This window comes from Streptomyces sp. NPDC002044 (genome assembly GCF_040296725.1).
Classification (GTDB): domain Bacteria; phylum Actinomycetota; class Actinomycetes; order Streptomycetales; family Streptomycetaceae; genus Streptomyces; species Streptomyces antarcticus.
This window is the reverse complement of the sequence record NZ_JBEOXU010000002.1, coordinates 142,296-153,001: the sequence shown is the minus strand read 5'-3', so window position 1 is coordinate 153,001 and position 10,706 is coordinate 142,296. Positions and strand designations below refer to the sequence as shown.

Sequence of the window (10,706 nt, the reverse complement as noted above, 5' to 3'; positions counted from 1 at the left end):
GCGCTGGACCACCGGCCGCTGACGCACCGGGCGCTGCGGGAGCACACGCCGGTGGCCGAGGCGCTGGCGGACGCGGTTCCGGCGTGGGAGCCGGGTACGGCGCACGGCTATCACGCCACGACGTACGGGCATCTGCTGAGCGAGGTGATCCGCCGGGTGACGGGGCTGACCGCGGGCCGGTACTTCGCCCGGCACATCGCCGCCCCGCTGGGCCTGGACTGCCACATCGGCCTCACCGACCCCGCCGACGCCGCCGGCGCGCACCTCGCCACCATGCTCGAATCCAAAGCCGAAGCCCTCATGAACGGCGAGGACCCCGGCGAGGTGATCGAGCTCCGCGACCCGACGACCCTGACCTACCGGGCCACGATCGGCAGCATGTCGCAGGACCCGGCGGACCCCGGGGTCGAGGACCCCTCGTACGGCGGGCTGGGCAGCGCCCAGTCCCTGGCCCGCCTCTTCGCCGCCCTCGTCGGCGAGATCGACGGCGTCCGGCTGCTCACCCCCGGCCGCCTCGCCGAGGTGACGCGCCCGCACTCCGAGGGGGACTGCCGCGTGATGCTGACCCCGCTGACGTGGGGCCTGGGGATGCAGCTGCCCGACAGTGCGGTGTTCCCGGCCTCCGCCGGACTGAAAACGGCATTCGGGCTCAGTGGAGCGAATGGGGTATTCGTATTCGCCGACCCGGAACGGGAGCTGGCATTCGCCTATGTGCCCAATGCCGGATCCACTGCCATGGGAAGCATGGACGAGCGGGTCCGCCGATTGGTGGAAGCCACCTACGACAGCGTCGGACGCATTCTCTGAATCCGGGCGCCCGAGGCCGCCCGGGCGCACCGCTCAAACGGCCCACCGGCCCTTTCGAAAGGAATCCGCTGTGAGAATCCTGTTCCCGGCCGCTCCGGGATACGGACTGATGCTGCCGCTCGTCCCCCTGATCTGGGCGGCCCGCGCCGCCGGCCACGAGGTGCTCGTCGCCACCACCGCCCACATGACCAAGGTCGCGGCGGCCTCGGGCCTCCCGGTGACCGACGTCTTCCCCCTGCGGGACGTGGGGGAGGACCTCGTGGCGGGGCCGGACGGCCCGGCCGACGCCGTGGGCGGCGGGGACGGCGTACCGGAGGGCTACTGGGAACTCGCCCGCTCCATGCGCCCGTTCGAGCTGTTCACCCTGGCCATGACGGAAGGCACCGTGGACGCGGGGCGGGAGTTCGGCGCGGACCTCGTCGTGTACTCCTCCGACCACGCGGCGGGCAAGCTGGCCGCGGTGGCGCTCGGCGTCCCGGCCCTGGAGGTCGGCAACCGGGTGTCCTGGTCGCTGCGGGACCCGGAGTTCCGCGGCGCCGCCCGGCACAACCCGCGGATGGGCATCGTGCCCGACGACGCCCCGGTGGTCCAGGGGCTGCGCCGGCGGCTGGGGCTCGGCGACCGGCAGCCCGATCTGCTCGCCCGCGTCGACCCCCGGGCCCCCAGCCTCGGCGGCCTGGCGGAGCCGGAGCCGGACGCGGACGACGCGGTGCCGTGGCTGCCGATGCGCTACGTCCCGTACAACGGCGGTGCGGTGCTGCCCGCATGGGCGATCCGGCGTCCGGCACGGCCGAGGATCCTGCTGACCCTCGGTACGGTCGTGCCCCTGCTGCCCGGCGGCGGCGGCAGCCTCGGCCTGCTGATCGAGGCCCTGGCGGACCTGGACGCCGAGGTGGTGCTCGCCGACGACGAGACGGACATGAGCCAGTTCGGGAAGCTGCCCGACAACCTGGTCCAGGCCGGTTTCGTGCCGCTCTCCGCGATCCTGCCGGACTGCGCGCTGATCGTGCACCACGGCGGCTCGGGCACCATGGCCGCCGCCGTGCACTACGGCGTGCCGCAACTGGTCGTCCCCAGCGGCGCGGACAACGAACTGTGCGCCCGCCGGGTGGTGGAGCGCGGCCTCGGCCTGTCCGTCGACCCGGCCGCGCTCGACGCCTGGACGGTACGGGAACTCGTCGGCCGGCTCCTCACCGAGCGGGGCTTCCGCGGCGCGGCCGCCGACGTACGGGACGAGGTGGCGGCGCAGCCGTCCCCCGCGGCCCTGATCGACACGGTCGCCGCGCGCTGGGCCGCCGCCCGTCCGGGCGCGTGAAACCGGCTGCGGCCGGGCCCCGGTCAGGGCCCGGCCGCAGCCGCTTCATCCGCTCCGCCTGTTTCTCTCGCCTGCGCACGCGGGCGCCTGCGCACCGTCGCGGGGCCTCAGTCGCGTACCCCGGACAGGTCCAGCGCCTTCATCGCCTGCTCCAGGATCCCGATCCGCTCCTCCAGACCGACCGCCACCGCGGAGATCATGACGCTGAGCGTGGTCACACCCGCGTCCGCGTACGCGCGCATCCGGCCGGCCACCCGTTCCACCGGCCCGACCAGCGAGGTCGCGTCGATGAACCCGGCCGGAACGGCCCGGGCCGCGGCGTCGCGGTCACCGGCCCGCGCCAGGCGGCTGACCTCCGCCGCGTCCGCTCCGTGACCGAGCCGGTCGGCCAGCGCGCAGTAGATGTTGCGGTCCGCGTCGCCGATGGCGAGCAGGTAGGCGTAGTGGGCCCGCAGCAGGTCCACGCACGCGTCGGTGTCCGGCCCGATGGCCGTCGCCAGGCAGGGCATCACGTCGAAGCCCTCCAGGGTGCGGCCGACCCGCTCGCGGCCCGCCGCGATGTGGCCCGCGGCCTGCGCGACCTGCTCCGGTGCGGCGAACACCCCGATCCAGCCGTCCGCGATCTCGCCCGCCAGCGCGAGGTTCTTCGGGCCGACCGCCCCCAGGTACACGGGTACGGGGTTCTGCGGCCGCTCGGTGAGCACGTGCAGCGGTGAGCCGCCCTGCCCCGGCGGGACCAGCCGGTAGTGCTCGCCCTCGTAGCGCACCGGCTCACCGGTCAGCGCCAGCCGCACGACCTCCACGTACTCCCGTGTCCTGGCCAGCGGATGCGCGAACGGGACCCCGTACCAGCCCTCCGAGACGTCCGGGTTGGACACCCCCAGCCCCAGCCGGAACCTGCCCCCGGACAGCGCGTGCAGCGTGGCCGCCGTCAGGCCGGCCAGCGCCGGGGTGCGCGCCGGGATCTGCATCACGCCCGAGCACAGCCCGATGGTCCGGGTCCGCCCGGCCACCAGGCCCAGCAGGCTCGCCGCGTCGGAGCGGTACCCCTCGGGGGCCAGGGCCACGTCGTAGCCCAGCTGCTCGGCCGCGACGGCCAGTTCCGCCCCTCCCTGGTAGGTCAGGTTCACACCAAGCTTCATAGTCCTGTCCTTCTGTGTGTCACACGGCCCGGCCCGGTCAGATCAGCAGGTGCGCGCCGCCGTCGGCCAGGACCACCTCGCCCGTGGTGTACGCGGCGCGGTGCAGCCCCACGACCAGCTCGGCGATGTCCTGCGGAGTGCCGGTGCGGCGCAGCGGAGTGGTCGCCCGCACGCGCTCGCGGATCGCGGTGAAGCCCTCGGTCCGGGTCCAGGGGGTGTCGATGAGTCCCGGCGCGATGGCGTTGACGCGTACGTCCGGTCCGGCGGTGGCCGCGAGCAGCCTGGTCATGTGGTTCACGGCCGCCTTGCTGACGGCGTACGGGATCGAGCTCCCGGCGGGCCGGACACCGGCCACGGAGGAGATGTTGACGACGTGACCGCCGCCCTGCCCGCGCAGCAACGGCATCGCCGCGACCGTGGTCTGCCAGGTGCCGACGACATTGACTCCGAGGATCTCCCGCCAGACGTCGCCCGTCGCCGCCGTGAGGTCCGCGTGGGGGATGGGGCGGGTGATGCCGGCGTTGTTGACCAGCAGGTCCAGCGCGCCGTATTCCTCTTCGATCCGGGCCATCAGGGCCTGTACGTCGGCCTCCTGGGAGACGTCCGCCCGGATGAAACGGGCGTCGGGGAGGGACGCGGCGAGCGCCCGGCCCGCCTCGACGCTCCGCGCGGCGTTGACGACCACCGACATGCCTTCGGCGCCGAGCCGGCGGGCGATGGCGGCGCCGATCCCCGAGGACGATCCGGTCACCAGGGCGACCTGTTTGCGGGTCATGCGAGGGATTCCCTTCCGAACGGGACGAGGGGTGCGGTGCGCCGGCTCAGAACAGCTGGTCGTGGTCGACCTGGCGGGACCGGTTGCGCACGACGCCGTCCTCGATCACCAGCACGTCGTGGACCACGCAGCTGGGGCCCATCGAGGGTTCCTTGACGCCGGGGCGCACGGTGACGATCAGGGCGTAGAACGTCGCGTCGTACGCGCCGTCCTCGCGAGGGCTCAGGTCGACCATGCCGAACCAGTGGCGGCGGCGCACCGGATCGTTGTCGAAGCGCGCGTGGAAGGCGCGCAGCTCGGCGACGATGCCGTCATGGCCCGTGGCCGGCGGCAGGCCGGGCGTGTGCTGGAACGCGCCGTCCGGGGTGAAGGTCGCCGCGTATTCCTCGAACCGGCCGCCGTCGAGCAGCTGGACCTGTCGGGCGTAGTGCTGGGAGACCGCTGTGTAGAGGTCCGTGAAGGTGCCGGCGGCGATCATCGAGATCCTTTCGGGCGCAGACGAAGGCGGAGGGAGCGCGGAGCGGCGCACCGGTGTGCGCCGCTCCACGCGACCGCGATCATCGTGCGACCGGCTCAAGTGCCGGTCGAAGGACCGCCCAGTCCCTCTCCACTCCCGGTCCACCCGCGCTCAGGCGTCCCTCAGGCGCGCGGCGCGGCGTCCCCCGGGCCCGTGGCGGGGCCGCCCCTCAGGCCTCGCAGCGCAGCGGCCCCCCGTGGTAGCGCGTCATCTCCGCGAAGAGGACGCCCATCTCCTCGATGACGAGCCCCATGTCCAGCGCCCCGCCGTGCGCGGCGTTGCGCTCCTCCGCGTAGGCCCGGTGCAGGTTGGGGATCAGCCGTTCCGTCTCCAGCAGTCCGGCGAAGGGGCCGAGGTCCGCCTCCCAGGCCGCCTGCGTCGGGGTGAGGTCCGCGGCCAGGGCGTCCCTGGCCAGTCCCTGCACCCAGCGCAGGTAGTCGGCGGAGGCGTCCAGGACCTCCACGCCACCCACCGGCCCGTGTCCGGTCACGACCGTCTCCGGCCCGAAGGCGCGCATCCGCTCGATGGCCGCCAGCGACCCCGCGATCGACCCCATCGGGCAGAACGGCGTGACGCCGGACATGGCGATGTCACCGGTGAACAGCACCTTCTGCTCGGGCAGCCACACCACCGTGTCGTTGGTGCTGTGCGCCACGCCCATGTGGACCAGCTCCGCCGTGAGGGAGCCCACGTGCAGGGTCATCCCGGCGCGATGGGTCACGGTGGGCAGTGCCAGTTCGAGCGCGCCCCAGGCGACTTCCGGCCACACCGTCGTGAGGTGCAGGCCGGCGGCGTCCATCTCCCGGCGCGTCTCGTGGTGCGCGTACACGGCCGCCTCGGGAAACAGGTAGTTGCCGAAGGTGTGGTCGCCGTGGGAATGCGTGTTGACGACGGCGGACGGAGCGGGCCGGCCGCCGGCCGTCACGCGCTCGCGCAGCGCCCGGGTGCGGCGTTCCGTGGCCGCGGTGTCGACCAGGGCGACGACGCCGTCCGAGGAGAGCACGCCCGCGTTGTTCACGCACCAGCCGCCGTTCGGCTGGACGTAGGCGAAGACCCCGTCGGCGACCTCGTCCAGCACCGGTTCAGGTGCCCGGGTCCTCGTACGAGCCTGGGTACGGGCTCCCGTACGCGCCGTCACGACAGCACGAAATCGGTCAGGGACAGCTCGGGGGTGTTCGACAGCAGTTCCTGGTGCAACGACTGCAGCCGGCCCGAGGGCTCGACGCCCAGTTCCCCGTTCAGTGCCGTCCGGAGGTTGCGGAACACCTCCAGCGCCCGCCAACTGGCCCCCGAACGCTGGTACGCGATCATCAGACACGCCGAGATGTTCTCGTGCATGGGGTGCTGCGCGACCAGCTTGCGGAGTTCCGGAATCAGGAGGGAATGCTTCCCGAGCCACAGGTCGGCCCGAATGCGTTGCTCCTGCACACGCATATAGGCTTCCTCCATCCCGATCAGCTCCATGGCCAGGGCCCGGCCGAGCGGGACGTCCATCAGGGCCGGACCCCGCCACAGCCCCATCGCCCGGCCCAGCAGTTCGGAGGCGTTCGTGGCGTCCCCGCGCTCCAGCGCGCTGTCGCCGCGGCTCGCGAGTCCCTCGAAGTCGGCGAGGTCGTACTCGCAGGGCGCCGCCAGCTGGTAGCTGCCGAAACGCGTGGTCAGCAGTTCCTTGGAGGCCGCGGCCGGCGGCGGGTCCTCGGGCAGCGCGGCGGCGATCAGGCGGCGCAGGTACAGCACGTACGTCTGGAGCGTGGTGAGCCCGCTGCGCGGGATCGAGTCCCCCCAGAGCTCTTCCATCAGCGTCGCGATGGGCACCACCCGGCCGCACCTCAGCGCCAGGAGCGTCAGCAGCTGCCGCTGCTTTCCGGCCGTCGGAACGATCGACCGGCCGTTCACCTCAATTGATATCGGGCCCAGCACGCCTATCTTCATGGAATACGGCGCTCCGGCTGATTCTACCTTCATACTTCATTCCCCCGTGGAAGAGTGTGAAATTAGCTGACATACGGCTTCGATGGCCGGTCGGAGATGCCAGGTGTGTGATGTGATCCGCATCGGACCGTGTGAATGCCTCCGAGGAAGCGGTGAAAGAAGTCCTTGAATGGACGAACAGGGCGCATTCGCCCCGGGTGTGCCTATCGGCAGTCGGTTGCGACTGGGGTGTCGAGTCTTCGTCCGGGCGTGACAGGGCAGGCAGGAGCCATCGCGGCACGTTCGTTCGCCACTGACATCACGCCCGTCCTTTCTGTGCGAGAGAACCTCTCGTGCGGCAGCGCATGATTCCCGGCGGCCAGAGATGATCGTCAGGCTACGACCTGCACAGAGTAAAATCAAGCAAAAGTCGAGTGGCTTGATAGGTGCACTGTGGTGCCTTGATATCGATGGCGACATTGTGTCATCGGGTGAGGTGTGATAGAGGCTTCGATAAAGCCGCTTCGGGCGTGCGGGTGCCGCGGAACGTCCCGTATTAACGGCTTGAGTGACGTCCAAGTGATTTCCCGTCGACCCCTGATCGCGCTCTCTCATACTCGGTCGGCCCCGAGTGAAGGAGATCAGCCCATGTACCCCACCTCCGTGGCCGAATCCCGACTGTCGCGTGCCGCACGCGGCGCCGCCGAACTCGCCGGTGCCCAGGCCGCGCGGGCCGAGCAGGACCGTTCCCTGAGCCCCGAGGTGGTCGGCGCCGTCGTCGCCGCGGGCTTCGCCCGCCACTTCGTGCCCCGTGACCAGGGCGGAGCCGGCGGCACCTTCGCGGAACTGGCCGAAGCCGTACCGGTGATCGGCGCCGTGTGTCCGTCCACCGCCTGGTGCGCCTCCATCGCGGCCGGACTCGGCCGCATGGCCGGATTCCTCCCCGAGGAGGGCCGGAAGGAGATCTGGCAGGACGGCCCCGACACCCTGGTCGTCGGTTCCGTCTCCCCGAAGGGCCGGGCCCGCCGGGAGGGCGACGGATGGCGCCTGTCGGGAACCTGGCCCTACGTCAGCCTGGTCGCACACTCCCACTGGGCCCTGGTGCTGGCCGTGGCGCCGGGCCCCGGAGGCGGCACCGAGCGCCGGATCCTGGCACTGCCCCGGTCCGCGTACCGCGTCGAACGCACGTGGTCCGACATCGGCATGCGCGCCACGGGCAGCGACACCCTCGTCGCCGAGGAGGTCTTCGTCCCCGACACCCTGACCTTCGCGGTCGACGACATGATGGGCGGGCGCCCCCCGGCGCCGGCCGAGCACTGCCATACCGTCCCCCTTCCCGCCGTCAATGGTCTGTTCTTCGCCCTGCCGATGCTCGGCGCCGCCCAGGGAGCACTGGCCCACTGGTCCGCGTACGCCGTCCAGCGACTGCGCGCGCAGGCCCCCGGAGCACCCGGCCCCGGCCCCTCCTTCTACGAGGAGACCCTGGCCCGTACGGCAGGGGAGACCGACGCCGCCCGGCTGCTCCTGGAGCGCGCCGCCGCCCGCGCCGACGCGGCCGCGGAGGTCACCGCGCTGGAAGCCGCCCGCGGCCAGCGCGACTGCGCGCTCGCCGCCGACCTGCTGGTGGGCGCGGTGGAGCGGCTCTTCCGCGCCTCCGGCACCGCCGGGCACGACGAGGGCGCCGTGCTCCAGCGGCTGTGGCGCGACATCCACTCCGCAGCGGGCCACGTGGTGCTCCAGTTCGGCCCGTCCGCGGCCGTCTACGCGCGCCACGCCCTGAACCCGGGGTCCTGAGGCGCGGCGCGGGGCGGCCGCGGCCGCGGCCGCCCAGGCGCCGTCAGGCCGCCTCCGGCTCGGCCTCGGAGGGCGGGCCCGGAGGAAAGGGGATCTCCGCGAGGATCGGCAGGAGCGACTCCTCCTCGTAGTCGAGGTGCGCGGTGAGCTCGTCCGACATCCGTGTCAGCTCGGTACGGAACCGCTCCGGGTCCGCGCCCGCGATGTCGGCCAGCAGCCCGCTCAGCTCCTCCTGGAGACGGGCCACCGTGCGGTGCTCGACGCGCAGCCGCTCGAACGCGTCGCTGAGGTGCGGGTTCTGCGCCTCCAGCATCGGGAACATGTGCGCGTCCTCGCTGACGTGGTGGAACTCCAGCGACTGGCAGAAGGCCAGGCACCGCTGCCGGATCTGGAGCCCGAGCCCCGGCGCCGGCGGCTCGCCCGGCCCCTGGTGCGCCGCCACGGCGGCGAAGTGGGCGTCCACCTCGGCCCGTACGTGGCCCAGCTGCGCGCGGAGCCAGACGTGGACCTCCACGAGCTTGTCGGCGAGGTTCCTGACCTCCGCGGGACCCTCGCCCTCGGCCACCTCGGCGGACTCGAGCACCACGACCGGCAGCACGCGCCGGGTGTTCTCCTGGTACTCGCCGTAACCCGGCTCCGCGCTCACCACGTGGGTGAACAGCTCCTCGCGCCGGGCCCCTTCGGCGGGGACCGCGATGGCCTCGAAGGACTCGGCGCCGATCTCCACCTGGACCAGCGGGTGCGCCAGCAGGTTGTGGTACCAGTCGGGGTGCTTGTCGGCACCGAGGTTCGACCCGATGACCATCAGCAGTTCGCCGTGGCGGACGAATCCGAGGGGCGTGGTGCGCTCCTCACCGGACTTGGCCCCGGTGGTGGTCAGCAGGAGCAGGTCACTGCCCTCGAAGTAGCCGCCGACCACTCCCTTGTTGGCGCGGAACTCATCGATGACGGACTGGTTGAAAGATGTGGGCATGATGCTTCGAATCTCCGTGGGGGCGCAGAACCGCATCGCAGTGCGGTGATGTCGGCCGGGAAGGTTCCGGAACGCGGAAGCCCGTGATGACGGGATCGCGGAACGCGGAGTGAGGTACGGCGTGCGGGGCTGCGTCACGCGGCTGTGCCGCGTACGGACGCGCCTCGGTCAGGCGTTGCCTGTGAGGTATGGACTCATGAAGGTCCCCTGCTGGCTGGTGGTCGCCCGACCGCCGGCCGGCCCACTGCTCTTGGCCGGCGTCACGCGCCACGATCTTGATTAAACCACGGGGTCCGCCGGTGTCAACGTGGTGGATCGGCGAATAGCGGCCGGTCCGTCCACGGGTCCAGCCGGATTCGAGTCATGCTGGAGCGCTCCTCAGGCGGCGGCCGCCACGATGCCGCCCGTCGTACACACACAGGGGAGGCACGATGCAGAGCACATCGATGACGCGACGCCGGCTGCTGGGCGCCGGAGCGGCGCTGGGCGGCGCCGTGGTGCTCGGATCGGTCGCCCAGGGCACGGCACGCGCCACCCCGCGCGTACCGGCGGACGGCGCGTGGCCGGACGAACTGATCCTGCCGGAAGGCTTCCACCCGGCGGGCATCGGCATCGGACCGGCCCCGTACGCGTACTTCGGCTCGCTCCTCGGCGGCGCGATCTACCGGGTCGCCCTGGCCACCGGACGCGGCAAGGTGATCAACCAGGGCGGCGGCGAGGGCCACTTCGCCGTGGGACTCCAGGTCGACGACCGCCAGCGCGTGTTCGTCGCGGGCGGCTGGGGGCGGACCGTCACCGTCATGGACGGCGTCACCGGCCGGGTGATCCGGACGTACGAGGTGGGCAACGCCGACACCTTCGTCGACCACCTCGTCGTCACACCCCGCATGGTCTGGTGCACCGACTCCTTCAGCGGCCAGCTGTTCGGCCTGCCCCTCGGGCCGGGCGGCCGCCTGCCCGCCCCGCACGAGGTGGTGACCCTGCCGCTGCGGGGCGAATGGGTACAGGGTCCGTCGGACGGCCTCAGCGCGACGGGCATCTCCACGACGCCCGACGGCAGGTCCCTGCTGGTGGTCAACATCCACGCCGACGGCGGCAGCCTGTTCCGGGTCGACCCGGCGACCGGCACCGCGCGCAAGGTGGACCTCGGCGGCGTCACCCTGCCCACCACCAACGGCATCCTGCTCCGCGGCCGCACGCTGTACGCACCCCGGAAGTCCGACCTCGCGGTGTTCCACCTCGACCCCACCGGCTTCGGCGCGCACCTGGTCAAGACCGTAGCGGACCCCCGCTTCGACACCCCGTGCGCGGCCGCCGTCCACACCGGCCGCCTCTACCTCCCGAACTCCCGCTTCCCCCTCCCCCCGGAGCCGGGCACCCCGTACAACGCGGTGGCCCTCTCCCTCCCCCTCTGACCCACCACGGCCAGGACAACGCGACAGGGGCCCGATCCCCCGGGGACCGGGCCCCGG

10 protein-coding genes are annotated in these 10,706 nt (G+C 72.3%); 4 read left to right on the top strand and 6 right to left on the bottom strand.

Annotated elements, in window-relative coordinates:
* Both ABT106_RS01415 and ABT106_RS01410 read left to right on the top strand, forming a co-directional pair.
* The coding region (locus ABT106_RS01415) for a serine hydrolase domain-containing protein (RefSeq protein ID WP_351270578.1) at window positions 1–807 on the top strand (807 nt) is incomplete at its 5' end.
* Window positions 808–877: 70 nt separating this feature from the next.
* Window positions 878–2,122 carry a nucleotide disphospho-sugar-binding domain-containing protein gene (locus tag ABT106_RS01410; RefSeq protein ID WP_351270576.1) on the top strand — a complete coding sequence of 415 codons (1,245 nt, stop codon included), beginning with the start codon at window positions 878–880 and terminating at the stop codon, window positions 2,120–2,122.
* 107 nt (window positions 2,123–2,229) lie between these two features.
* On the opposite strand, the gene ABT106_RS01405 is transcribed toward ABT106_RS01410, so the two are convergent.
* The 5 genes from ABT106_RS01405 to ABT106_RS01385 all read right to left on the bottom strand — a co-directional run bounded on the left by ABT106_RS01405 (window position 2,230) and on the right by ABT106_RS01385 (window position 6,488).
* Window positions 2,230–3,264 carry an LLM class flavin-dependent oxidoreductase gene (locus ABT106_RS01405; RefSeq protein ID WP_351270574.1) on the bottom strand — a complete coding sequence of 345 codons (1,035 nt, stop codon included), beginning with the start codon at window positions 3,262–3,264 and terminating at the stop codon, window positions 2,230–2,232.
* 37 nt (window positions 3,265–3,301) lie between these two features.
* A complete protein-coding gene (locus tag ABT106_RS01400; protein ID WP_351270572.1) occupies window positions 3,302–4,039 on the bottom strand; it encodes an SDR family NAD(P)-dependent oxidoreductase in 738 nt (245 codons plus the stop codon).
* 46 nt (window positions 4,040–4,085) lie between these two features.
* Window positions 4,086–4,517: a nuclear transport factor 2 family protein gene (locus tag ABT106_RS01395; protein ID WP_351270569.1), complete on the bottom strand. Its 432-nt coding sequence runs from the start codon at window positions 4,515–4,517 to the stop codon at window positions 4,086–4,088.
* A gap of 208 nt (window positions 4,518–4,725) precedes the next feature.
* On the bottom strand, window positions 4,726–5,694 hold the full coding sequence (locus ABT106_RS01390; RefSeq protein WP_351270567.1) for an MBL fold metallo-hydrolase: 969 nt from the start codon (window positions 5,692–5,694) through the stop codon (window positions 4,726–4,728).
* Window positions 5,691–6,488: an AfsR/SARP family transcriptional regulator gene (locus tag ABT106_RS01385; RefSeq protein WP_351270564.1), complete on the bottom strand. Its 798-nt coding sequence runs from the start codon at window positions 6,486–6,488 to the stop codon at window positions 5,691–5,693. The genes ABT106_RS01390 and ABT106_RS01385 overlap by 4 nt, the downstream gene beginning before the upstream one ends.
* Before the next feature lie 627 nt (window positions 6,489–7,115).
* Between ABT106_RS01385 and ABT106_RS01380 the strand changes: the two genes are divergently transcribed.
* Window positions 7,116–8,261: an acyl-CoA dehydrogenase family protein gene (locus tag ABT106_RS01380; protein ID WP_351270561.1), complete on the top strand. Its 1,146-nt coding sequence runs from the start codon at window positions 7,116–7,118 to the stop codon at window positions 8,259–8,261.
* 43 nt (window positions 8,262–8,304) lie between these two features.
* Here ABT106_RS01380 and ABT106_RS01375 read toward each other — a convergent pair whose 3' ends face one another.
* Window positions 8,305–9,234, bottom strand: coding sequence for a nitroreductase/quinone reductase family protein (locus tag ABT106_RS01375; RefSeq protein WP_351270559.1), 930 nt, complete (start codon window positions 9,232–9,234; stop codon window positions 8,305–8,307).
* A 431-nt stretch (window positions 9,235–9,665) separates the two neighbouring features.
* Here ABT106_RS01375 and ABT106_RS01370 point away from each other — a divergent pair, with 431 nt between their 5' ends.
* On the top strand, window positions 9,666–10,649 hold the full coding sequence (locus tag ABT106_RS01370) for an NHL repeat-containing protein (RefSeq protein ID WP_351270556.1): 984 nt from the start codon (window positions 9,666–9,668) through the stop codon (window positions 10,647–10,649).
* Window positions 10,650–10,706: the final 57 nt, after the last annotated feature.

Excerpts from the sequence above, each read along its gene's own strand:
- ABT106_RS01405 (WP_351270574.1), bottom strand. The coding sequence starts at position 3,264 with ATGAAGCTTGGTGTGAACCTGACCTACCAGGGAGGGGCGGAACTGGCC.
- ABT106_RS01370 (WP_351270556.1), top strand. The coding sequence starts at position 9,666 with ATGCAGAGCACATCGATGACGCGACGCCGGCTGCTGGGCGCCGGAGCG.
- ABT106_RS01400 (WP_351270572.1), bottom strand. The coding sequence starts at position 4,039 with ATGACCCGCAAACAGGTCGCCCTGGTGACCGGATCGTCCTCGGGGATC.
- ABT106_RS01395 (WP_351270569.1), bottom strand. The coding sequence starts at position 4,517 with ATGATCGCCGCCGGCACCTTCACGGACCTCTACACAGCGGTCTCCCAG.
- ABT106_RS01385 (WP_351270564.1), bottom strand. The coding sequence starts at position 6,488 with ATGAAGATAGGCGTGCTGGGCCCGATATCAATTGAGGTGAACGGCCGG.
- ABT106_RS01375 (WP_351270559.1), bottom strand. The coding sequence starts at position 9,234 with ATGCCCACATCTTTCAACCAGTCCGTCATCGATGAGTTCCGCGCCAAC.
- ABT106_RS01380 (WP_351270561.1), top strand. The coding sequence starts at position 7,116 with ATGTACCCCACCTCCGTGGCCGAATCCCGACTGTCGCGTGCCGCACGC.